The sequence below is a fragment of the Alteromonas sp. KUL49 genome (assembly GCF_006538345.1).
Lineage (GTDB): Bacteria > Pseudomonadota > Gammaproteobacteria > Enterobacterales > Alteromonadaceae > Alteromonas.
The window spans coordinates 323,351-346,979 of the sequence record NZ_BJKL01000004.1 but is presented as its reverse complement, the minus strand read 5'-3'; the positions used below and the strand labels follow the sequence as shown (position 1 = coordinate 346,979).

At 46.6% G+C, this 23,629-nt stretch carries 18 protein-coding genes; 15 read left to right on the top strand and 3 right to left on the bottom strand.

The features are described from left to right. Positions 1-158: 158 nt before the first annotated feature. On the top strand, positions 159-2,207 hold the full coding sequence (locus EYS00_RS09395; protein ID WP_130636286.1) for an extracellular solute-binding protein: 2,049 nt from the start codon (positions 159-161) through the stop codon (positions 2,205-2,207). 28 nt (positions 2,208-2,235) lie between these two features. Here the strand turns inward: EYS00_RS09395 and EYS00_RS09390 are convergent, their stop codons facing one another. The 3 genes from EYS00_RS09390 to EYS00_RS09380 are packed head-to-tail and all read right to left on the bottom strand — an operon-like array spanning position 2,236 to position 7,623. Next, positions 2,236-3,855 carry a general secretion pathway protein GspF gene (locus EYS00_RS09390; protein ID WP_130636285.1) on the bottom strand — a complete coding sequence of 540 codons (1,620 nt, stop codon included), beginning with the start codon at positions 3,853-3,855 and terminating at the stop codon, positions 2,236-2,238. 10 nt (positions 3,856-3,865) lie between these two features. Next, positions 3,866-6,349: a LamG domain-containing protein gene (locus EYS00_RS09385; RefSeq protein ID WP_130636284.1), complete on the bottom strand. Its 2,484-nt coding sequence runs from the start codon at positions 6,347-6,349 to the stop codon at positions 3,866-3,868. A gap of 2 nt (positions 6,350-6,351) precedes the next feature. Then, complete coding sequence (locus EYS00_RS09380) at positions 6,352-7,623, bottom strand: hypothetical protein (protein WP_307723738.1); 1,272 nt, start codon at positions 7,621-7,623, stop codon at positions 6,352-6,354. Between the two features lie 443 nt (positions 7,624-8,066). Between EYS00_RS09380 and EYS00_RS09375 the strand changes: the two genes are divergently transcribed. The 14 genes from EYS00_RS09375 to EYS00_RS09310 all read left to right on the top strand — a co-directional run bounded on the left by EYS00_RS09375 (position 8,067) and on the right by EYS00_RS09310 (position 23,527). After that, complete coding sequence (locus tag EYS00_RS09375) at positions 8,067-10,766, top strand: PD40 domain-containing protein (RefSeq protein ID WP_130636283.1); 2,700 nt, start codon at positions 8,067-8,069, stop codon at positions 10,764-10,766. Positions 10,767-10,769: 3 nt separating this feature from the next. Continuing rightward, the gene (locus EYS00_RS09370) at positions 10,770-12,116 is read left to right on the top strand and encodes an outer membrane beta-barrel domain-containing protein (protein ID WP_130636282.1); all 1,347 of its coding nucleotides are present in this window, start codon (positions 10,770-10,772) and stop codon (positions 12,114-12,116) included. A gap of 9 nt (positions 12,117-12,125) precedes the next feature. Then, the gene (locus EYS00_RS09365) at positions 12,126-12,650 is read left to right on the top strand and encodes a TlpA disulfide reductase family protein (RefSeq protein WP_130636281.1); all 525 of its coding nucleotides are present in this window, start codon (positions 12,126-12,128) and stop codon (positions 12,648-12,650) included. Positions 12,651-12,652: 2 nt separating this feature from the next. Further along, on the top strand, positions 12,653-12,907 hold the full coding sequence (locus EYS00_RS09360; RefSeq protein ID WP_130636280.1) for a DUF4266 domain-containing protein: 255 nt from the start codon (positions 12,653-12,655) through the stop codon (positions 12,905-12,907). After that, a complete protein-coding gene (locus tag EYS00_RS09355; RefSeq protein WP_242618719.1) occupies positions 12,894-14,027 on the top strand; it encodes a DUF3570 domain-containing protein in 1,134 nt (377 codons plus the stop codon). Before EYS00_RS09360 ends, EYS00_RS09355 begins: the two co-directional genes overlap by 14 nt. A 10-nt stretch (positions 14,028-14,037) precedes the next feature. After that, positions 14,038-14,628: a hypothetical protein gene (locus EYS00_RS09350; protein WP_242618718.1), complete on the top strand. Its 591-nt coding sequence runs from the start codon at positions 14,038-14,040 to the stop codon at positions 14,626-14,628. A 12-nt stretch (positions 14,629-14,640) separates the two neighbouring features. Then, a complete protein-coding gene (locus tag EYS00_RS09345) occupies positions 14,641-16,719 on the top strand; it encodes a hypothetical protein (protein WP_130636279.1) in 2,079 nt (692 codons plus the stop codon). Continuing rightward, positions 16,716-19,661, top strand: coding sequence for a tetratricopeptide repeat protein (locus EYS00_RS09340; protein ID WP_130636278.1), 2,946 nt, complete (start codon positions 16,716-16,718; stop codon positions 19,659-19,661). Before EYS00_RS09345 ends, EYS00_RS09340 begins: the two co-directional genes overlap by 4 nt. After that, positions 19,648-20,379: a M48 family metallopeptidase gene (locus EYS00_RS09335; RefSeq protein ID WP_130636277.1), complete on the top strand. Its 732-nt coding sequence runs from the start codon at positions 19,648-19,650 to the stop codon at positions 20,377-20,379. Before EYS00_RS09340 ends, EYS00_RS09335 begins: the two co-directional genes overlap by 14 nt. Next, complete coding sequence (locus EYS00_RS09330) at positions 20,369-20,689, top strand: hypothetical protein (RefSeq protein WP_130636276.1); 321 nt, start codon at positions 20,369-20,371, stop codon at positions 20,687-20,689. Before EYS00_RS09335 ends, EYS00_RS09330 begins: the two co-directional genes overlap by 11 nt. A 77-nt stretch (positions 20,690-20,766) precedes the next feature. Beyond that, positions 20,767-21,432 (top strand): MotA/TolQ/ExbB proton channel family protein, encoded by a 666-nt coding sequence (locus EYS00_RS09325; protein WP_130636275.1) that lies wholly within the window; start codon positions 20,767-20,769, stop codon positions 21,430-21,432. A 6-nt stretch (positions 21,433-21,438) separates the two neighbouring features. Continuing rightward, positions 21,439-22,014, top strand: coding sequence for a biopolymer transporter ExbD (locus EYS00_RS09320; RefSeq protein ID WP_130636274.1), 576 nt, complete (start codon positions 21,439-21,441; stop codon positions 22,012-22,014). Beyond that, positions 22,011-22,535, top strand: a complete 525-nt coding sequence (locus tag EYS00_RS09315; RefSeq protein ID WP_130636273.1) for a biopolymer transporter ExbD — start codon at positions 22,011-22,013, stop codon at positions 22,533-22,535. The genes EYS00_RS09320 and EYS00_RS09315 overlap by 4 nt, the downstream gene beginning before the upstream one ends. Next, positions 22,532-23,527: an AgmX/PglI C-terminal domain-containing protein gene (locus EYS00_RS09310; protein ID WP_130636272.1), complete on the top strand. Its 996-nt coding sequence runs from the start codon at positions 22,532-22,534 to the stop codon at positions 23,525-23,527. Before EYS00_RS09315 ends, EYS00_RS09310 begins: the two co-directional genes overlap by 4 nt. The last annotated feature ends 102 nt before the right edge of the window (positions 23,528-23,629 follow it).

Sequence of the window (23,629 nt, the reverse complement as noted above, 5' to 3'; positions counted from 1 at the left end):
AGCGCTAATCCCATGTTTTACACTCAACTCAGGTGAATGTGCTTATTAACCTCAAGCTGATGAAACGTCAATGGGTGAGAGCTACGAGGTAGGCTAAATTGTGCATTCTCTTTGGGAAGGCTATGCTTTAAACGGAATACAATAAGGAAGTAGAAGCTATGCCACAACGGCGAGTTCTTTTGTTGTTAGCAATCATGTGGTTGTTTTCGGTAAATGCATTTTCCTCGGACAATACCGTTACCCTTGTTGCTGCGGAGCGGCATCCCTATGTGTCGAAAAACCTACCGAATTATGGTTATGCCTATGAGATAGCCAGTACGGTATTCGCCCGAGCCGGCTACCAAATAGATGTTGTTTTTTTGCCTTTAGCGCGAGCCAATAAAATGGTTTCTGATGGCAAAGTTGACGGGCTACTGTCTGCCTTTCCCTCTTTGCCAGTAGCGTCCAGTATTGCGTTATCTGAGCCTTTTCCTGGTGATGATATTGGTTTGTTGTGGATGAAAAACCATCAGCCTAGGCGTTTCCCCCCTTTTTCTAACAATGTAGAAGAGATACTTAACGCACTGCAAAACTCACAGATTGGGCTTGTCAGGGGCTCTAGCGTTTCACCATTTTTTGATAATGCTGAGGCAGTTTCAAAGAGTTATGTTTTAGATGATTTGACCAATATAGATATGGTGCACAAGGGACGAGTCGATTACGCTGTCATTGATAAATACACTGCAGAAGAATTGATTATCGGTAACCGTCCTCAGCTCGCAGGAATGGTTGAGTTTCAAGCGCTACCAGTTTTAAAGCGGGATTTTCATATAGCGTTTGCCACATCCACTGACAGGCAAAGAGCGTTACTACAAACGTTTAACCAGCACTTAAGTGAGCTTATTGCAGAGGGGCAAATTGCAGAAATACAAGCGAAACACGGCCTAACGCCTATTCATAACCTACAAGAAGACAAAACAATACTTAGAATCGCTACAGTAAATAACCCAGACATGCTGAACTTACGTGAGTTATCAAAAGCATTCGAACAAGCTAATGTTGGTGTTGCACTTGAATGGCAGGTATTTGACGAAAATACCCTGAGAAAACGAGTGTTGGGCGACATGGCGGTAAGTGAAGGGCGTTTTGATGTTGTCACTGTCGGATCTTTTGAAGCGTTCACTTTTGCACAAAATGGTTGGTTACAAAGCTTTGAGAGCAATAACATTTTAACCGACGCACAAGATATACTCCCGCCGGTACTCGAATCCCTAAAGTATGACAATACGTTACATGCTTTACCTTTCTATTCAGAAAGCTCCGTACTTTACTACAGGCAAGACCTTTTCAGCGCCCTGGGTTTAACAATGACAAGCCAGCCCACTTTCGCCGATATCACACAGTTTGCAAAACAGCTTCATGATCCAGAAAAGGGAATCTATGGGATTTGTTTGCGCGGTAAAGCTGGCTGGGGAGAGAATATTGCACTCATTTCAACCATCGCAAATACGTATGGTGGCCGTTGGTTTGATGCTGAATGGAATCCTCTCATTCACTCTGCAGCTTGGGAAAAAGCACTCAAGACTTACGTTGAATTGGTCACAAAGTACGGGCCACCACAGCCATTCAATAATGGCTATCAAGAAAATTTGGCAATGTTTGCCGATGGTAAATGCGGTCTTTGGATAGACTCGTCTGCTGCGATAGGCGTGTTGTTTGATAGCTCTCAATCTGCTGTATACGACAGGGTAGGATTGTCTCCTGCGCCTATTGAAATCTCTTCAGAAGGTTCAAGTTGGTTGTGGACCTGGGCACTGGCTGTACCTATAGCATCAAGCAATTCTGAAATGGCAAAGCAATTTGTAGAATGGGCTACTTCAAAGGAGTACGTATATCGTGTTGCTGAAACGTTAGGGTGGAAGTCCATTCCGTCTTCACCTCGTTTTTCAATCTTTAATCATCCAGATTATGTTGACGCTTTACCTTCTTCGAAATTTGTATTGGCAGGTATAGAGAACGCAACCCTTGAGCCCAATACGTACGATGGCATTCAGTTTGTTGAAATTCCTGAGTTCCCAGCCATAGGGCAACGGGCAGGCTTAAACTTCTCTAAAGTCTTATCAGGAGAACTCTCCATTAATGAGGCTTTGAGTGATTCGCAAAATTTTGCCGTAGAACAAATGCGTCGCTCTGGACGCATTCAGGCCAATGTAACAATCAATAATTAGTGCTATTGTTCTAGGCTGCCTTCATCCGCTATATGGTCCCAGACACAATTGGCTCAAACGCAATCAAGCTGTCCATCAAACTCGTATTGCCCAGTCCGTGATTGGGGAAGTACTGGGCAAATTGTCCTTGCTCACCGTGAAGTGCAAGATAATTCAAGATGACGGTTTCTACCAGCAAGTTGACGTTATTTGCAGCTGGTGTAGAGCCAGTTTCTACAGCGCCATCACTGCGCATAAAGCCTAGTTGCTGATGTTGAGCCTGTGTTTCGGGGGTAGCACCAATAAGCTGCGGTGTACCGTCCGGGTTGTAGACTAAAAAGAAGGATGCTGAGGTAGATGAATTATCGCCCGTCCATACCCCTTTACCCCGACCATTCTCAGAGTCGTCTATCATCCCATTACTAAACACGGAGCCATCACTGCACACATAAAGCATAATAGGCATGCCCACACGAGCGGCATATTCTAGACACGCACCAATACAGCGGCCGGCGCGTCTATCTCTCACCTCGCCGGTGGCTCTGCTGCCATCATGGTAATCATATCCGCCCATGGTGACTGTACCTGCGCCAGCGTAACCGTTGATAACCAACTTCATTACGGACGCTGTTTTTCTAAACTCGCCATCACTATTAAATTCTTCTTCGGTGAAGATACCTGCATCACCCACAATATTTGGGTCAATGTTTGGATCGAGGGTGGTGGGGTCTCCAAAGCGGTCAGTGATATCAGCACTTTTCACATAGCCACAACGGACCATGTCTTTAACGACCTCGTCAGTCGATATATTGGTGTTTACGTTATTCAACTTCATATCACTGATACGTTGAATAGATTCCATGACAGCCACTGAGTCGTCTTGACTGAGCAACCCTACCAAATCGCCGGTATCCACTAGGCCAGTAACGTCCGACGGACGGTCAATTTTTGTGGGGCGCACTGCTGAATCTATCATGCTTGCAGGTGCCATGGAGTTACCACCAGAATCGCTGTTTCTCGACCCAATTAATGAGAGTAGCGAACCATCGGCACCCACGCGATTAATGCCATACATTGGGTTATGTGGGTTATTACCTGTGTCATTTTCTGAGCGCGCAGGAATAACTGCACCATTAATATTAGCTCGGTTAGTCGTGCTCACTTTATCCAAAATACCCTGTAGCATGGCGCTGTCACTGTGAAATGACAATCCCAGTTCGTTGTTAACAAAGTCAGAAAGCCCAGTATCAGGGTTGGCAATTGATGGCACCATGTCTCCTGGTAGGCCTTGCCGGCTGTACCCCGCGGTACTCAAAAAATCTAGCTGCCCGCCGCGACCACCGACCAATACATTTGAACCTGCCATATTTGCGCCACCCGCTAGGTCAAAGGTGATAAACGGGATCTTGCCAGCTCCTTGCGACGCAATGCCACACTGCGCTTTAAGTGCTTCCAAGTCAGGAGATAGCGCAGCATGCGCACTCTTTGGATTTGCAAATAAACTGAGGGCAGATCCCCCCATCACCGCAGCTGCACCTGTACAAAATCCTTGTGCAATAAACTCTCGCCGAGTAACGGGACGGCTATGGTCGTTGTGAAATAAAGGAGCATCAGCGCTTTTGGCTTGTTTAGGGCGCTTCTTAAAAAAGTGTGAAGTGAGTTTTGACATGGTGATACTCCTACTTTATCAGCATTGATGCACTGCCCAATACTGCGGCGCAACTGGCTTTGGCAACGGTTCGGGAATAGTCTGCGTTACACTGGGTTGAATCTGAGCATGTGGTGAGGCGGTCGATAAGCGCGTTTACTTCGCTTCTAACCTCACTTTCATTCGATTGACTTCCAATATTGGTGCCCAACATATTGGTGACTATGGGGTCGATAATGTGGTTTCTCGCAGTGCCATTGAAGGCAACATTCGCGGTTTGAGAAAAATCAAAATCAGGGAAGTAATCTTCCCGTAAATTTGGTGTTTCTAACAACGTATCACAGTAGCGGATCGCAAGTTGAGTCACTGCCATTTGATTGGCGGCGACAAAGCTGGTGATATCATCCACCGACGGAAGCTGTTGCTTTAAGTCTGTGAACGTTGTTGCCACAGCAGGTGTGTTAGCGGGTACTGATGTCATTGCCGACATAGACGCATTAATTTGCGCAAAATGTTTAGTGCCTATATCAGACTGGGGGGCTAAATCTGCCGGTGCAGCAGGCGCTGGTGGCAGGGCTTCAACCCGTACATCGGTATTATCACCTAAACGTTCAAAGGTAAGGAAAAACTCGTCTTGTTCCGGCCCTTTCTCTACTGGAATAATAGTGCCCTGACGCGACAATGCCATTCCTGATGCGACAACATAGTTGGCTGCGGAGATTTGTGTATCTAACGTGGAGAAAACCTGACCGGCATAAGACTCCCGCCCATTAATGCCGATGCGGATCCCTTGCAGAGGAATGTCTGGAATACTTGCGCCACTGTCTAATGATACAAAAAACGGCTCTGAAAAAAGATAACTGTAGGTGTCAAACTGACTAACATTAAACACTACATAGGCTTGAGGTACGTCAATGAGTTCACTAATACCAAATAGTAAGAAGTATTGTTGCCCAACACCCGCGTCAAAATTCTGCGCAATTTCTTCAGTGCTTAGTGTGCGGTTGTGAACCGCAACCATACGAATGATACCTGCCCAAGGAACATTTCCCGACACCTCATTGCCTAATACAAAGGCAAAGCTATCATCCCAGTCGAGAAGATTTCCACCCTCTGTATCATCATTATCACCGGTGAATTCGCCGTTCACGTAAATGGCGCGACCATTGCTACTATCGTAGTTTACTACTACATGTTGCAGGGCTGCTTGCAAGTCTTCATCGGCGTCAGCGGTTGAGAGTGCTGGCTCACCATTAACGTCGGTATTTTCCGAACGCAGCAAAAAGTCGTAGTTGTAAAGAGTTTGCCCAAGCGTGAAGTTACGACGGTCTCGCCCACCTGAATAGCTCACGATTCTCGCAGGACCTTCTTGTGTAACATTAGCTGGAGCCACCCAGGCTTCAATAGCAAACTCTCCGCTACCTAAGATAAGGTTGTATAGCTTACTACTGTTGGTGGTGCTGCCCTGCGCTTTGCCGTTACTCAATTGAATACCGTATCCACCTACCCAGTCGTAGGTTCCGGATAGGGTTAAATCAAGGGCAGGGTCCACACCTGAGGTGTCAAATGCCGTATTACCCGAGCCTGTCTTGAACTCCCATTTTGCTATCACGTTCTGTTCAAAGCGCCCACCACCGCTCGCCAGTGTACCGTCGAAGAGTGTTAATGCATCAGAGTTGACTAAACTGGCATCTAATTCAGTCACGTCTATATTGGCGGCCATTTCAGCGATGGCTTGTTCAAGCGCTAAGCCGTCTTGGGAGCAGTCTGTCCAACAATTGTGGAATTGGTCACGTACCCTAACAACAAATCGAGAGTCTTGTGGTTGGTCTAGGTTGATGCGATCTTTAGACGCTTCATAAGCCTCGGAGATATCACTCGATGCGAAGAATGGTGAGATAGGTATAGTGGCACTGTTGGTGTGGCAACTGGCACAATAGGTCTGGAGTAATGGGTATATTGTGCTTTCAAACTCGGCTGTGCTATCAGGAAAGTTTCGCGTAGCACCAGGCAATTTAGACTGCGGTGCTTGAAGCTCAATTTCAGTCGCTTGGTTTTGTTGGTTTGATTGACCGGCCCAGTCACTGATCCAGGTTGTCATGATATCTGCGCAGGCACTGTCACTCGTTAGCCAACAGTTATGACCTCCGGCAACTTTAGTGACTAAACGAGACTCACTGGGCTGATTAAGGTTAACTAAGCTGCCGGTGTCTGCATAGGCTAAATTTATGTCATCATTTCGTGCAAAAGTAGGGGACTGAGCTTCTTGCACATGACACGCACCGCAACGTTCAGCGGTTGCTATATTGTCCCACAGCGCACGTTTAAAGTTAGACACATCGTCAGTGGTAGCGGTAGGTCCCGAATAGTTTACAACGGGTTGCTCGGCAGGAGGTGGAAGTGGTGTGGGAGTCGCTTCTGTTTCACTACCACCACACCCCACAAGTGACAGAATAACCAAGCTTATTGGAATGTATTTGTATATTGATGTTGATAAGATGAATGGCTTGGTCATGGTTACTCTCCCTTACAGTAATTCGCTGTGTGCGCGAAGACTGTCTTCATCTGATAGCCCGACGAGATGAATTGTGAGGTTATGGTGTCAATCTCAGTGTGATCTGCGCTGTCTTGTGGTGTACGTAAGCATATTTCTTCAAACACTTTGGTCACCTGACACGTGGCAAACTGCTCACTGTTGGCAAGCTCTTGCCCCATGGATTTTGCGCCAAAACCAAAGCCATCAAGTGCCTCAGACCAGCCCAAATTGTAATTGGTACCATTGCGCCAATAGTTGTCCCAGCGGTCGCTTTGAGTGATAAATCCATGCACAAAATTGTTGGCATTGATTTGATATTTTTCTTGAACCCGCGACCCAGTAACGGGGTCAATTTGACCGTCATCGTTGTAGGCTATTGATCCATTGTCACCCTCGGGATCATTGTCGGCATTGTAGTTATAGTTGTAATAAGCAAAAGCTTGAGCAAGAGGGTCCATACCCGAGTGACAACTTACACAGTTGTTGTGAAACAGCCGACTATCTCCACCCGGGCTACGGCTCACGTCTTGTCGAATGCGGTCGGGTGGACGAGTAATATCCGCCACCCCTTCAAGGTCGGTGCACATGTGATTTATCAGAGTAAATCGGAACATAGCGCGGTTAGTACCGTCTTTGAAAAAGGCTTTGGCGGCAGCGCGAGTGGTCATTACACCGGCCGTAGCCACGGAAGGCAGCCCCGTAATAGTAGACTGTTCGCGGCGAACCAGGTTGGCGTATAAATCAGTCCCTGAGTTTTCCATACTTAGGTAATGATCGTTATTGCTGTTGCTGTAAGACGGAATATTTAAGCTGGCGTCACCTACATACAAAATATCGCCAGAAAGTACCTCTCTAAAATCCACATCATCTCTTACCATACCTATCACTGTGGCCACATAATCGTTCAGTGGAGCGAACTTATCGGCGGCTTCGTTTGTCCAAGGCGTGACCCAGGTTTTTAGCGTTACGTTGTAAAAAGAGGGCGTATTCATAGCAACGTAAGCTGCTTCTGTAGGGTTACCCTCTTCAATGTGATTTTGCATAGTGGCGAGTATATCTGCCGTTGCTGGTACCCCCGCAAGCCGCTCATGCATACGAGCTGCTTGCTCTCTTGCACCGGCGTAAGCGTATGAAACTAATAACGTTGATAAGCAAATTGACAGTACTAGCTTTCTCTTGCACTTTTCCCTGTAGTACAAGGCTTTATTGCTAAATTCATCTGGCTTTGCGGTGGGGGGAACGTATTTTTTCACGGTCTATATTCCTATTTACAGCACTTTTACTATGAAAGCAGTGGTGTTTTAGTGCGTAAATAGTCTCTACGTATAATAGGTGTTTAAATTAATAACTAATTGGTGAGGTGTTCAATTAAATTTGTGTCAATTCGACTTCAAAGTAAGCCTGTTTTTTAGACAATATTGTCGCTGGGAAAAGGACTACTTTACGCCAACTAACATTTTTGATTGTTATTTCAACAGTTTTTCTTGTCCTATCACCTTAGATTATAATTTTAGCAACCCAAAGACACCCTGTTAGTCACCCTCAACACTACGTATTAATTTAAATGATATTTAATTGAAGCTTTAAAGGGTATTTTTTGAAATACCTTTTTATAGGTTTGAATCTTGTTCCATTGTCTTCACGGTGAAATGCTGAAAGAGCAATCAACGGTAGAGTAGTACGTGAAGGTAATCGTATGAGAGATAATGTGTTCACACGTGGGGTTTTGAGTCTTGCAGTAAGTCTCAGCTTGCTTACTGCATGCGGTGAAACCGTCGTGTCACAGAGCAGCGATGAACCTGATCCCGTTGTTCAAGATATTCCCATTGCGTTTGTTAAGCGCACGCTCCCCATTGACGAAGACAACCTTGTGGTAAGTACTGACCTCAGAGAGCCAAGTCAATTTATCCCAGGTGCTGCTTTGTATATCAAAGCCCGTGCATCGGTCAGTAGTGTTGAGGTAAACGTCACTGACAGAGCGTTTATCGATGAAGACAATAGCCAAACAGACGATAACGGTAACCCTGTTTCTCCCCAATATGACGTGAAAGATGTAGAAGTGTCGTACGACGGTAATCGTTTGTTGTTCGCAATGCGAGCACCTAACATTGAAAACGCAGATGACGATGAACAACCTACCTGGAACATCTGGGAATACAATCTTCAAACCGACGAGCTTCGCCGTATTATTCAATCAGACATCGTAGCTGAAGCTGGACAGGACACAGGGCCTGTCTATTTACCCGATGGTCGCATCATGTTCAGCTCTACCCGTCAACGTACCAATCAAGCAATACTTATCGACGAGGGTAAAGCACAATACTCAGCACTTGAAGAGAGCCTAAATACTTACGCATCTGTACTTCATGTAATGGACGCTAACGGTAACGATATTACTCAGGTTTCGTTCAATCAGAGTCACGATATAGATCCTCTTATCATGCCAAACGGCAAGGTATTGTTTACCCGCTGGGATCAAGCCTCGGGTGACAAAGGCATGCACCTGTATCAAATGAACCCGGATGGCAGCGAACTTGAGATTGTTTACGGCCGCCACAGCCACTCACTGAACGACGATACCGTTCATTTTGTGCAAAGCCGACTAACGCCCGAAGGTCAGGTCTTGTCTTCAGTACGAGAGTTTGAGCGAAACACACTAGGTGGCAATTTCTATCGAATTGACGTTCAAAACTACACTGACAATACCACTCCAGTAGCGTCTAACAGCAGCTTAACCGGCCCAGCGCAACAGCCTGCGCTGTTCGACAACATTGATACTCACGCCGATATTTCCCCCGGCGGTTATGTGGCCGCCCTATACCCTTTGTTTGACGGCAGTGGGAGACAACTATTTGCATGGAGTCAATGCCGAGTGTATGACCCAGAGCAAGTGGTGAATGAAGGTGAAGTTCGCACTATTTTGCCATGTAGCGAGACTTTGCTAAGTACCGACGGTATTGAGGCTGCCCCTTTGCTCTACGGGTTGTGGATTTATGATCCGCAAACCAACACTCAACAGGTGGTGGCAACACCCCAAGAAGGCGTGGCTTACACTGAACTGGTTTCGATGGAATCTCGGGCCTATCCCAATGATTACTCTGCGAGTGAAAATTATGACGCAGACTTGGCCAATCAAGGGCTGGGGCGTGTGCATATCCGCAGCGTATACGACGTAGCAGGTGAAGACACTACTGCGCAGGGCCTTACAGTAATGGCCAATCCATCGCTAACCTCGGTAGACCAGCGGCCTATAAGGTTTGTACGCGTGGTGAAAAGTGTATCTATTCCCGACGAGGATATTGTCGATTTAGAGCGCAGCGACTTTGGCCCGTCTAGAAATCAACTCATGCGAGAAATCGTAGGTTACGGAACAGTTGAGCCTGACGGCTCAGTGATGTTGGATATTCCAGCCAATATTCCATTTGCGCTTAATTTTCTCGATGCCAATGGCAAGCGCATTTCGTCAAGACATGATAACTGGTTACAACTGGTACCGGGTGAAGTAAAAACATGTAATGGATGTCATCAAAACAATAATACCCAACCCCACGGGCGTTTAGATGCCGAATATCCGTCAATAAATTTTGGTGCGCCGTCCACGGGCTTACCTCACCCCGGTACTAATCCTGCCTTGTTCGCCGATTTAGGTGAAACCATGGCGCAAACCCGCACTCGTATCAACGGAAATGCACCAGTCACCGCCGACATCGTCTTTGATGATATTTGGGCCGACCCAGCAACAACCAACGTTTCGACCTCGTTTACTTATGCCTACGGCGATATGCGTTCAGCTATTCCTATTTCACAAAGTTGTGCACAAACCTGGACGCCGTTATGCAGAATTGTGGTGAATTATCCAGACCACATCCAACCCATTTTTGAAGTCAATAGAGCGACTTTTGATGATGCTGGTGAGCTTGTCAGTGACACCACCTGTGTATCTTGCCACTCCCCAATGGATGCCGATGGTGTAACGCAGGTGCCTGCTGCTCAACTTGATTTGTCCAATCAAACCTCATTAGACAATGCTGCGCATTTGACTGGCTACAGGGAGCTACTCTTCTCTGACTTAGAAGTTGAAGTGGTAGATGGCGTGCTACTTGACCGCCTTATTCCTGCGCTAGATGGCAACGGCAATCCTATTTTTGAAACGGACGAAGATGGCGAGCTTATATTAGACCCAGAGGGTAATCCTATTCCCGTCATGGTTAGTGTGAGAGTAGGTGCCGCCATGCGTGCAAACAGCGCTAGCGGGAGCAGTCGATTCTTTGCTCAGTTTGAGGTAGGTGGTTCACACGCCGGATGGCTGAACCGTGCTGAATTGAAGACCATCGCCGAATGGTTAGATGTGGGTGCGCAGTACTACAACAACCCCTTTGATACACCGCAGGATTAAGCTATGCAGTACATTATCCTCGTTCTCATTATTGTATTTAGTACTCACGTAGGCTCGGTTAAGGCTGATGAGCTCGTTGTCAAAGTCGTTGAACCCTACGCTGATATGCATACGGGGCCGGCGCGAGAGTTTCCTATTTTTAACTCGATAGCTCGCGGTGAAACCATCACTGTCATCAAATCTCACACCGCTTGGTACAAGGTGCGCACGGCAGACGGTATTGAAGGTTGGGTCGCCCAATCTGCACTCGCTGCCACCTTGGATCTGAACGAACAAACATTACAACTCGCTGAAAGCAGCTTTGACGGCTACCAAAACCGACGTTGGGAGTTTGGTGTGTTCGCTGGAAAGCTCAACGATGTTGCTGCGCTCTCTGTAATCGCAGCGTGGGCGTTTACCGACAACATTGCTGCAGAGCTAAGTGCAACACAAGCCTTGGGCAATTTTTCAGACAATCGAATTTGGCTAGTGCGCGTTCAACATTACACCTTTCCTGAATGGCGCGTGAGTCCTTACTTTTCTATTGGCGCAGGGCAAATAAATACCGAGCCCAGTGCCACCTTGGTAGAGAGCGGAGATGAATCTCGGGTCAGTGATTTACTCGAAGTGGGTGTAGGAGTTCGCTATTACCTCACCCAAAATTTTGTAGCACGAGCTGAGTACAAACGATTAACAGCGCTAACCGCGCGAGATGAACTAGAGGAGCTAAATCAATGGACGCTAGGACTATCCGTAGTTTTTTTAATGGGCGCGGCGGCATTGTTGCCTGTCTCAGACGCTTTTTCACAACAATCCGCGTCTCCAGTGATTGAACCAAATTTAGATCGCCGAGAAATCAGAGAGGCCGACATAGACAGTGAGAATATCGAAATCGGTGTGTTTGCTGGCCAAATAAGTATCGAAGACTTTTCCACATCCTCAGTGGTTGGAGTGACTTTGGGGTACCACGTTACCGAGAACATTTTTGCAGAGGCAAGCTATGCAACTGCAACCGCGGGGCAAACAAGCTTTGAAATACTCTCGGGCGGCGCACCATTTTTGACCGACGAGCAACGTGATTACACCTATTACGATCTATCGGTAGGGTACAACTTTAATGGTGAGTTGTTCCTGACTGAAGGGCATGTATTCAATACTGATTTTTTCCTCACTCTTGGTGGCGGTAGTACAGATTTTGGTGATGAAAGTCAGTTTACCGTGACTTTGGGAGCGGGCTATCGGGTTCTGCTTACAGACTATTTTGCGCTGCGCCTCGATGTGAAAGATCACATTTTCAACAGTGAACTGATAGGCGAAGAAAAAAACTCGCACAACCTCCAGTACACCCTCGGTGCAACTTACTTCTTCTAGGGGCTAACAATGAAACTAAAATCGCTAAATCGAACCTCCAGTTTTGCACTTATCGTCATATTTCTGTTTGGCGTTACCTTGGCTACATCAACAGAAGCTGACGAGCCACAGGTAAATATGCCTGCACCTGATTTCACCCTGAAAAGTCGGGATGGCAATAATCTTCGTCTTGCTGAAGAGGTGGGCAATATCGTTATCGTTAACTTTTGGGCCTCTTGGTGTGGGCCGTGTCGTGAGGAGCTTCCCGCCTTTGAAGCCCTATATCAAGACTATGTGGACTTAGGGGTTACCGTGCTAGCCGTTAATGTGGATGACGACTCGGCGAAGGCGCAGTCCATGCTGGCAGATATGGATATTAGCTTTCCCGTACTTTACGACCCAAACGGTGATGTGAGTGAGCTGTATGACGTATCTGCTATGCCCACGACTGTGATGATTGACCGAAATGGTGATACTCGCCTAATCCACAAAGGTTACAAATCGGGTGACGAGAAGCAGTACGAAAAAGCCATCAAGTTACTGCTAAGAGAATAGTCATGAAAAGTTACTCTTACCGACTGCTCATTACCGCCTTTTTGACCCTCATTTGTTCAGGTTGTGCGAACACGCTCACTGCGCTCAGCGATATCGAGCCTTGGGTTAAACCATACGAGCGAAGCTGCCTGGCCGACCCAATCATGAGTATGAATCGCAACCCCATTGCCGCTGCTTATACCAAACACGTTTTTGAGGCGAGAGAAGGAGCACGTGGTGCAGATGGTGGCGCAGGAGGTGGTTGTGGCTGTAACTAAATATGCCTTGCTTGCAACTCTGCTTTTTGTGAGCGTCACAACAACTGGCGCAGTATTACCCGAAGACCGCTCTGATGCCATGTATCACAGCTACTCAGGTGATGGTGTAACTATTGACGGTCCGTCAATATTACTGCGTAAAAAAGTAGGCAACACCGTGTCGTTTTCGGCTAACTATTACGTAGATACAATCTCGGGCGCATCCATTGATGTGCGTGCACAAGCCAGTGAGTATCAGGAAGAAAGAACGGAAGCTACCTTAGGTGCAGACTTTCTGCACAATAAAACACTGGTCAACGTGAGTTTTACCAACTCCAGTGAGAATGACTTTGAAGCCAACAGTTATCACCTAGGCATCAGCCAAGATTTCTTTGGTGACCTAACTACCTTGTCGATGAGCTATTCCCGAGGCGAGGATGAAGTGCGTCGTCGCGGAGACCTTAACTTTCTCGAAGAGGCCCAGCGACAAAAGTTTGGAGTTGGACTGACTCAAGTGATCTCTAAGAACTGGATCATGGGGTTTAATGTTGAAAACGTGTCAGACCAAGGTTATCTCAACAACCCTTATCGCGCTATTCGCTACGTAGACGATGACAGCGCTCGCGGATTTGCTTTTACAACAGAGATATACCCGAACACTCGAGTGAGTAATGCGTTCTCGATAAATACCAATTACTACTTACCCTACCGTGCCAGTATTTATGGCGATGTGCGTTACTACTCAGATACCTGGGGTATTGAAGCCAGTAATCTTAAGTTGGGTTACATCCATACCTTTGGCGACGCGTGGATCATAGATGCTCATGTACGTTTCTACCAACAAGAGCAAGCCAACTTCTATCAGGACCTATTTGCCCGCGCTGATGAGTTTACGTACATGGCTCGCGACAAAGAATTATCAACCTACTCTGGCGTGTCGGGTGGCATTGGTATCACGTATCAATGGGCCTTTTCTCAGTCGTTCTTCTTAGAAAAAAGTACCTTCAATATTGAGTACGACTACATGCAATTCGATTATGACAATTTCCGTGATGTGACCACTGGCGAGGCCGTTGGTGAAGAAGCGCTGTTTGGCTTCTCGGCCAGTGTGATTCGTGCTTACGTGTCTATCTGGTACTGAGGTAAATGTGATGAAAAACAACAAAGCTCACGCTAAACCACACACTTTTTTGAAACGCATTGGACTCACTCATTGTTCTTTGATCATGGCGTTGATTTTAGCGATTGTGTTGAATGTGGCGTCATTTGTAGCGAAAGCCCAAACTACAGAGCAAGACGGTCAACCACTCTCATCTCAAATTGAAGACTTGAAAAAAGCGCTGATTACTCTCAACCGAGACCTATTCATTTTAGAGGAAGACTTATTGTTTCCCTCAAGTAGTCAGTTAGCGGTTTATTTGTCGGTTGATGTAGGTACTTTCTTCACACTGGATGCTGTTGAGTTAAAAATTGATGATGAGGTTGCTACCCACTATTTGTATACCGAACGCCAGATAAACGCGCTCCACAGAGGAGGTGTACAGCGTTTGTACTTAGGAAATATTCCCCAAGGGGAACATGAACTCACCGCGTTTTTTGTGGGCATAGGGCCGGAAAACCGTCCTTACAAACGTGCAGTAAGCATACAGTTTGAGAAAGACGACGACCCGCAAGCGGTAGAGTTGCAAATTGTTGATTCCCCGGCTAAACAGCAGCCTGAGTTCAGCGCAGTTGTCCTTTAGGTAAAGTTCGCTATGGTTCAACGACTTTTTACTCATTCACTCTACGCCGTTTGCACATTGGGCAGTGCATGGGCAATGGCCCAATTATCGGATACCACCGAGGCAACCCCCATTGAAAACACTCATTTTGGCACCGCGGTGTATTCCCTTTACACCGATGACCCATTGTCGAGTTTGAGTGCGTTGTCACTTGCCAAGTTCAAAGGCGTGAGTGAGGCACAAGGCAAAACTTTGGATTTGTTAGAAGGTGGCATTGCCTTGTCCTACGACATGCCCGAGTTAGCCCAAAGGCATTTGAACGAAGAAGCGCTCAGCGATCACAATGAACCTTTGGCACTTTACTGGCTCTCTAGGCTCAATTTTTCTCAAGGTAGATTGCAACAAGGACTCACAAACTTTGAGCAGTTTACGGATGTCACCGATAGCAGTGATATCGAAGCTCTTCTTACGCCAGCGCAGTGGTATGCACTGAACTATGAAGGTGCGCAGGCGAGCTTGGCGCTCGGTCAACGTGATGTGAAAAAGTTCAAGGATGCTATCCCCAGTGAACACATTAATCAGCAATATTTGCACTACAACGAAGGTGTGGTTTCGCATATCAACGGAGATACAGAAAGTGCACTTATTGCATTCAAACAAATAGAAGAAACCTTACATCTAGGTTTGCAGAAATCATCAGCTATTGGCGGCCTTTTTGATTGGGTCACGTGGTGGCAATTACCCGAAGATAGTTCAGTGACCGAAGAAGAACGAGAAGCCTTGCTCAACGAGGTTTATCTGACTCAAGGACAACTACTGTTATCTCAAGGCAAATTGTCTGAGGCACTGGTTGCGTTATCAAACCTCAATCCAAACGATAGTCGGTTGGCCAGTAGACACGATGAAGTCCTGCTCAATTACGCATGGAAACTCGCTCAATCTGGCGACTGGCCAAATGCTATGGGGATTTGGTCCTATCTGTCATCTCAACCAGTGAATATGTTTACCTTGCAGGCAACACATGCATTGGCGGTGGGTTACTCGGCGCAAGGTGGTGAAGTGCAAGCGTTTGAAACGCTTGCCAAACTCAACCAAAACATTTCCCAGTCAATGAATGATTTAGACATCTTATTGAACGCCGTTGAAGTTCAGGGGTACTGGCGTGAGATAACCCGTCAAGTGCAAGCACTGGGTAACGACGGCGACGAGGCTCTAAAGGAAGAAAAGAGTACTGAGCCGGGTGCTATTGTTTGGCCAGATTCTCACCACGATATTTTCCTATCACTGCTTAACACCGTCGATAACGGAGATAAAGAAGAAACAGAAGACACCGACTCGGCTCAGCCTCACCGATTTAATGATTTAGCGTCGCTGTATGCCATCCGCAACCAACTCCTTGAACAAAAAAAGGATATTGGGATCTTTCATCAGCTCTTAGATGAGCGAGACCAGGTTCATCAAAACCGTGTTGTTCAAAACTCTGGAACTTACGTTCAACATCAGATAGCGGGGTTAGTGTCTGAATATGAATCAATCCAATCAATGGTAAACGCGTCCAATGCTGATATTGAAACCGCCAATAATATCAATGATCTACTCTCTGGGCTGGCAGTATTTGCATCGCCCGACCAACGCAGTGGACTGACACGGTTGCTAAAAGCACAAAATACCAAAACCTTAGTCGCAGAAGCGTTAGCCCTTGAAAATAGGGAAATCCGTCCGGCCTATACCACCAGACTGGATAGGCTCATGGGTATTCTATTGTGGGAATTACACGAACAATATCCAAAAGCGAAGTGGGAAACTCATCAACATTTGCAAGGGCTTGCCGGTTTGCTAGCGCAGGCGAATGAAAAACATGATTCTTTTACCGCATTGCTTACTCAAGGACAGGTGAATCAACGAGAACGACAGCGTCTAGGTGACATAGAACAACTGCTTCAAGGGCATTTAAACACTACAGAGTCATTAATTGCGGCTTTGGAAAATGTGCTTACTAAGGATGTGCGCGCTGCTATTGCTGACAGAAAAAGCTATTTAAGTGAGCAATTCAATGTTAATCGACTGGCGATGATCCAGCTACAAGACTCTCGTAACGAGGAAGCGCAATGAGCCGTGCTGTAACAAATAGACTTATGCTTCTATCGCCACTGGTGATTGCACTGAGCGGTTGTTGGTCAACAGCAGATAATTCTGTGACGGAAGATAAAGTCACCCCTAACAATCAAGCCTTGATGGACGTGCTGGGGGTAGCACCTATCATAGTTGAGAAAACCCAATTACCGCCCGCGGATTTGAGTGCGTTAAGGGACAATTACGCTGATTTAGCCTCTACCGTTGATGACCCGTCCTTATCCCGTCAATTACTCATGCGGTTAGCCGACGTAGAAATGTTGGTAGCCGAAGAAGAACAATTGCGGGGAGACTCGGATAGTCAGCACACCTTTGAAAGAGCCATTGATACCTACAAAATGACAATTGAAAGCGCAGAGGATGAGGAATATCGCCAGAGTGCGTTGTATCAATTATCGCGAGCCTATGATCTGCAAGGTAACTCTCAGCAAAGCGTCGATATCTTAAACGACCTACTAGAAACCTCTCCTGAATCTTTACATGCTACCGAAGCGTGGTTTCGTTTGGGAGAAGCACACTATAGCAATGGTGATTATGCGCAAGCTGCAAAAGCCTACCAAAAGGTGCTAGACGCAGGCGAGCAAGAGACTTTTTATAGCATGTCAGCCTACATGCAAGGTTGGGCGTTTTACAAACTCTCTGATTACACCAACGCGCTGCCTTCATTCGACCGTATGCTGTCTGCCAGTTTTGCTCAAGCCCTCGATATTAAAGGCAAAGGTTACTTGCCCAATGTTGATGTGTTGTCGAAAGGGCAGCGGAAGCTAGCACAAGACAGTTTGCGTGTGATGGCGACACTTTTCTCGTATCAAGGAAATGGTCAAGCAATCGTTGATTACTATGAGGTTCACGGGCAACAGCCTCATAGCTACCTGGTATTCGACGAGCTTGCCCAGCAGCACTTAGACAATGATCGCTTTCTCGATGCCGCCGAGACCTATGTGGCGTTCGCAAATACCTACCCATTGCATCCCAATGCCGTTTCATTTTTTGTTAAGCACATCGACGCATTTATTCTGGGGGATTTTCCTAGCGAAGTGATGGGTGCAAAGGCCGCTTTTGTGAAGTTGTTCGGACCTGATCAAGGAGTGTATGAAGAGCTATCCAAAACTGAGTCGAGCAGCGCACTGGAGCAAGCCAATAGCTATTTACATACATACTTACGAGAGTTAGCTCAGAGCCATCACAGTCTTGCTCAAACGCTCAATAACTGGGAAAGCAGTACATCACTGCCTGAGTTCTTTAGTACTTTGTCTGAAAGTGAGCGAGAGGAACAGGCCAGGTTGGCATATGCTAGTGCAGCAGAATATTACCTGACCTTCATATCATTGTTTGGCGACGATCCCCTTCGTCCACAAATGCAGTTCAATCTAGCAGAGAGCTATTTTGAAACAGAGCAGTTTGATAATGCCATCATGCACTATGAAGACGTGGGATACGGGTACAGTGATTCCACATTTGCCAATGACGCCGCCTACACAGCACTTTTGTCTTATCGAGCCTTGCTTCAAACGTTAGTGAAAGACACAGACCAATACGCTCACTGGTTGGCCCAACAGCAACAAAGCCAGAGACAATTTGTGCAGAACTTCGACACTGATGTGCGAACTATTGCTGTTGTGCAAACATTAATGCAAGACCAATTTGATGCCAATCACTATCTAGAGGCTATTCAGTACAGTCAGTGGTTACTGAATGCCTCAGCAGAAATTGCTCATGCGGTTACGCCCGACATACTGCTCTCCGCCCGATTGGTGCAAGCCCATAGCCATTTTGGTTTGAAAGACTTTGTTGCTGCCGAACAAGATTATCAAGGGCTTCTTCAGACCCTAGGAGACAGTCACAGTAGCTTTGACCAACTAGCGCGAAACTACGCCATCAGCATTTTCAACCAAGCTCAGCTTGCCGTTGAAAACGAGAAGCTGGACGAAGCGGTAACTCATCTTATGCGTTTGATGACAGTGGCTCCTGACAGGGACGTCAGCGTTACCGCTCAGTATGATGCGGCAAGCTATCTGATTGCCCTGTCTCGTTTTGAAGAAGCACAAGCGTTGTTGTTGGATTTTGCGTCTCGTTATCCAGCGCACACACTCACACAAGATATTGATACAAAGTTAATGTTTGTTTACGAACAAACCGAACAGTGGCAAGCCGCTGGCGATATTTTGTATGCTCAATGGCAGGGTGATGAAACGAGTCTTGAAGGCCAACAGGCGTTGTTTCAAGCCGCACAATACTTCCAAAAAGCAGGAAATCGCAACGCGTCGCTCCCTGCATTTAGAACCTATGCCCATACCTATCCTGACCCCTTCGAACAGGTCACTGAAGCGCGCTTTATCATGAGTGAGTTTTACCGTACTAGTGGTGAAGACAGCAAACGTCGTTACTGGTTAAACAAACTGATACTAGGTCACGATAGTGCTGATAGTGGCGGAACCTTGCGCTCTCAAACGTTGGCAGCAATGTCGGCTATGGTATTCGCAGATGATGCACGGGTGGCATTTAGCCAAATCAAGTTAACCATGCCATTGCAAACCAGTCTGACTAAAAAGAAAGATGCGCTGCAACGAGCCATCGATTCACACAACAAAGTACTGACCTACGGCGTGAGAGAGTTTGCTACAGCTGCAAATCACAACTTAGCCACGCTTTACATCACTTTGGCCGAAGACTTGATGGCCTCTGAGCGCCCCACGAGTTTGTCTGCATTAGAACTAGAACAATACGAATTGTTGCTCGAAGAGCAAGCTTATCCCTTCGAGGAACAAGCGCTATCTGTTTTTGAAGCCAACGCACAACGCGCTTGGTCTGGCGTATACGACGAATGGGTGCAAGCCAGTTTCGAACAGTTAGCAGCCTTATATCCCTCTCGTTATCGCAAGCCTGAATATATCGAGGAACTCAGCCATGACATGTATTAAAGGCCTCGGTTTTAAGCAGCTATTTATTGTTTCGACAAATATCCTGCTTTTATCTGCCTGTGTGACCACTACTAGTGAGCACGGGGAAAATGCCTTATCTCCGACACAAGACAATGAAGTTCAGGCTAGCGCTGAAGAAACGGCGGTTGCTTCTGCTCAGAATCATTACCTTGCTGCGAAGCGGACATTTAGTGCAGAGCAGCAGAGGGTATTTAATAGTGCGATTGCATTAACTACATCGGGGGATTTTGAGCAGGCTTCTCATGTGCTTCACGGCATTACTGTAACCGATGAAACTCCATCTGCTTATTGGGTGTTAACGGGAGACATCGCAAAAGCACTCGGTGACACTCAGCTAGCACAATCGGCATACAAAACTGCGGTTGAGCACAATCGATACAATCATTTTGCTCTAAATAGACTGGGTGCTTTAGCTAGAGAACAAGGCGATTTTAAGACGGCAAATCACTATTGGAATGAAGCACTGGCGGCATGGCCAAATAATCCGTTAGTGCATCTGAATATGGGGATTCTTCACGATTTGTATTTGGGCGACAAAGTCACAGCACTACGTCATTACCACCAATATCAAACCATCGCGCAAGCACTAAACGCTAACCCAAAACAGCGAACTTTAAAAAGTGTGCAGCGGTGGATAAAAGACGTAGAGCGGCAGATTGCGATGCAGCAACAAGAAGGAGCTACCAATGGTAACTAACCCACTAACTAAAAGTATTGCGGCTGTACTTCTTCTAGGCCTGTCCAACCTAGTGTTGGCTCAGCAAACTGAGGAACCTATCCGACTTGAAGTCACCATTAAAGGTAGTAAGGAGCAGCCACAGGTACTGAGTATTGTTCCATGGCAGCTACCTGAGCATAGAAGCATCGACGGTACATTAACTTGGCCACTCAAAGCCATGGAGCTTTCTCTCATAGAGCGAAAATCATTTATGCGGAATCTGGCGCTCACCCAACATATGGGGCAAGTCAATAGTGCCAATCATTCAGCGGGTGAGGCACAACAATAACCCGCTAACCATTTTTTAACGTTAAAACAACACACTGTTTTACATAACAAAGAACACAATGATAACGAGGTAGTATCATGCAAATTTTTGATGTAATTGTACGTTTTTTCCAAGAGGGCGGTGCCTTCATGTTCCCCATCGCAACTGTATTGGCCATCGGCCTGTCTATTGCGCTAGAGCGCTACTTCTTCTTAGCATCAGCAAAGCACACCAATAAAAAGGCATTTTCTGAGCTAGAGCCCTTGCTGAATAATCAGCGATTTGACCAAGTAGAAAAACTATCAGCTAAGGGCTCTGCGCCAGTCGCTCGAGTTATCGGTGCTGGTATTGCCAGACTACAAGTGAGCCCTCGAAGAGAGGATATTGAATACGCGATGGAAGAGGGCTTGATGGAAACCATTCCTCGATTAGAAAAACGCACGCCGTACTTGGGTACCTTGGCAAACATTTCAACCTTGCTTGGTCTACTTGGCACTATTATCGGCTTGATTGCAGCCTTCTCTGCGGTGGCGAATGCGGACCCTTCGGAAAAAGCGAGCTTGTTGTCGCAAAGTATCTCTGTAGCGATGAATACCACTGCATTTGGCTTGATCGCGGCGATTCCGTTGCTAGCACTGCATTCGATACTACAAACCAAAACAGTGGAAATTGTCGATAGCATGGAGATGGCGGGTGTGAAATTTCTTAACGCATTAATGGCCAAAAAATCAGTGACTCCGTTTAGCCGTCAAGCAGACGAGTAAATCATTATGTTGGGTCGTCAAAAACGTCATAAAAAGCCAGACGCAGAGTTAGATATAACCTCGTTTTTAAATCTAATGATTGTCTTAGTACCAGTGCTGTTGATGATGATGGTGTTTTCTAAGATTACCGTGATTGAATTGAGCCTTCCTGGGTTAGAGGTCGCAGGCGATGGTGGTGACATTGAAAATCAGCACATAGAGCTTGTGGTAACGCCTCAGGGGAGTGCCGTGTATTTCCCTTCCGGTTATTTGGTGGAGCAGATCCCCGCGGTGAGTAACGATAGTGACAGCTCATACCACAATGATTGGGGCAAGATTCAGTTTGTCTTAAAGCAGATAAAACAAACCTTGCTAGCAAAAGGTATTGAGAAAGACGACATTGTTTTGATGATTGATGACTCGCTAGACTATCAGAGTGTTATTACGCTCATCGAACAAGTTCGGTCATACAAAGATGTAGTGGCTGCTTCGGTAGTAGATGCGGCATTGTTTCCCGAGGTCTCTTTTGCCGAAGCACCGCCGAGTATGGCAAGTCTTGACTGGACTGCAACGCCTAGTTCACCTATGGAGTATGCGCAATGAAGCAATCTATGAGAGCGAAGCGTATGGATAGAAATCATAGGCGCAACGCCCAGCAAACCAAGCTAAGCCTTGTGTCATTAATGGATATCTTTACCATATTAGTGTTCTTCTTAATGCTCAATGCATCTGACGTACAGGTGCTTGATAACCACAAATCGGTCACGCTACCCCAAGCTACCTCGGAACTAGCCGCCAAGGAAACTCTACTTATTCTTGTTAACGGCACAGATATTCTCATTGAAGGTCAGCATGTTGCAGACGTAGATGCGGTAATGCGCGACGCCGATAGCACCATTTCCTTATTGGCTGTTCAGCTTGAACTACATAAAGCGGCGTTGCCTGAAAATACAGTAAATGATGGGCCAGACGGGCACCCGATTACCATTATGGGTGATAGAAGTGTACCTTACGCCTTGCTTAAAAAGATAATGACGACCTGTGCAAGTGCTGGTTTCACCAATGTTTCATTGGCGATAGAGCAGATCATTGGGGCTGACGTTGAAAGTGAGGTGGCTGCATGAATACGGTGTATTTTGACAGCCAGCTTCCATGGTCGTCGAGCGAGCGGGAAAATCGACGATTTACTCAGATAACCTATGGCATATTAGGCGTAACCCTTCTGTTAGCCGTGGGCGTTTCCGTCGTTCAGCTTCCACAAACACTGGTGCAAGAGGATTCGCGAAAGCCGCCTCAACTAGCGCATATTTTAGTGGCACAGGAACCACCTCCGCCGCCGATCATTGAACCAGAACCCGAACCTGAGCCAATACCCGAGGAGAAGCCCCCAGAGCCTACCCCCGAAGAGAAACCACCAGCACCTGAAGAAATAATAACTCCAGAGCCAGAACCTATTGTAGAGCCTGAGCCTGAGCCCGAGCCAACGCCGGAAGAAACGGTAGCGCAGGCCCGTGAAAATGCGCGGCAAACCGGTGTGTTAGCGTTTCAAGATCAACTAGCCAGCTTACGCAGTGACGCGAATTTAACTAACTTGGCGGATGTTCAAACCGTTGAAGGGGCAGGGCAAGCCGAGCAAACTCAACGTCAACGTATTGGTCAGGAAATGGCAACGAGCACCAGTGGAGGACTATCACAGGGTGATATAAGTACAGAAATAGGTGCGCGTGGTGAGTTGGCTGGTCGAAGAACCACCGAGTTTGACGCACCAGAACAAGGAGCCGCCTCACTTGCTGCCAAGCGTATTCAAACAGAATCCCAGGTGATAGGCGACAGAGATATCGAGGCCATTAGAAAAACCCTAGATGCAAACAAAGGAGCGGTTTACGCACTATACAGGCGTGCATTGCGGGAAAATCCTGATCTGGAGGGAAAGCTGACGGTGAATCTTACTATTGAACCCAATGGGAGTTTGTCACTGGTTACCCTAGTAAGTAGTGAGTTGGACTTCGAAGCATTGGAGCAAAAACTCCTTGCCCGTATCAGGATGATAAACTTTGGAGAAGCCAAGGTTAAGCAGACTAAACTGGAATACGCTTTTAACTTTTTGCCTTTTTAACTGAAAAAGTACGCTTAATATCGTTTAAAACCTTGCTAAAACTATGCTTTTTGTCAGGATAGAGAAAACAACAAAAACTCAGGGCTCGCCCTAAACGCTTTC

What these genes read in the sequence shown, in the direction of transcription:
- EYS00_RS09395 (WP_130636286.1), top strand. Translation starts at nt 159, where the DNA reads ATGCCACAACGGCGAGTTCTTTTGTTGTTAGCAATCATGTGGTTGTTT.
- EYS00_RS09390 (WP_130636285.1), bottom strand. Translation starts at nt 3,855, where the DNA reads ATGTCAAAACTCACTTCACACTTTTTTAAGAAGCGCCCTAAACAAGCC.
- EYS00_RS09385 (WP_130636284.1), bottom strand. Translation starts at nt 6,349, where the DNA reads ATGACCAAGCCATTCATCTTATCAACATCAATATACAAATACATTCCA.
- EYS00_RS09375 (WP_130636283.1), top strand. Translation starts at nt 8,067, where the DNA reads ATGAGAGATAATGTGTTCACACGTGGGGTTTTGAGTCTTGCAGTAAGT.
- EYS00_RS09370 (WP_130636282.1), top strand. Translation starts at nt 10,770, where the DNA reads ATGCAGTACATTATCCTCGTTCTCATTATTGTATTTAGTACTCACGTA.
- EYS00_RS09365 (WP_130636281.1), top strand. Translation starts at nt 12,126, where the DNA reads ATGAAACTAAAATCGCTAAATCGAACCTCCAGTTTTGCACTTATCGTC.
- EYS00_RS09360 (WP_130636280.1), top strand. Translation starts at nt 12,653, where the DNA reads ATGAAAAGTTACTCTTACCGACTGCTCATTACCGCCTTTTTGACCCTC.
- EYS00_RS09350 (WP_242618718.1), top strand. Translation starts at nt 14,038, where the DNA reads ATGAAAAACAACAAAGCTCACGCTAAACCACACACTTTTTTGAAACGC.
- EYS00_RS09345 (WP_130636279.1), top strand. Translation starts at nt 14,641, where the DNA reads ATGGTTCAACGACTTTTTACTCATTCACTCTACGCCGTTTGCACATTG.
- EYS00_RS09340 (WP_130636278.1), top strand. Translation starts at nt 16,716, where the DNA reads ATGAGCCGTGCTGTAACAAATAGACTTATGCTTCTATCGCCACTGGTG.
- EYS00_RS09335 (WP_130636277.1), top strand. Translation starts at nt 19,648, where the DNA reads ATGACATGTATTAAAGGCCTCGGTTTTAAGCAGCTATTTATTGTTTCG.
- EYS00_RS09330 (WP_130636276.1), top strand. Translation starts at nt 20,369, where the DNA reads ATGGTAACTAACCCACTAACTAAAAGTATTGCGGCTGTACTTCTTCTA.
- EYS00_RS09325 (WP_130636275.1), top strand. Translation starts at nt 20,767, where the DNA reads ATGCAAATTTTTGATGTAATTGTACGTTTTTTCCAAGAGGGCGGTGCC.
- EYS00_RS09320 (WP_130636274.1), top strand. Translation starts at nt 21,439, where the DNA reads ATGTTGGGTCGTCAAAAACGTCATAAAAAGCCAGACGCAGAGTTAGAT.
- EYS00_RS09315 (WP_130636273.1), top strand. Translation starts at nt 22,011, where the DNA reads ATGAAGCAATCTATGAGAGCGAAGCGTATGGATAGAAATCATAGGCGC.
- EYS00_RS09310 (WP_130636272.1), top strand. Translation starts at nt 22,532, where the DNA reads ATGAATACGGTGTATTTTGACAGCCAGCTTCCATGGTCGTCGAGCGAG.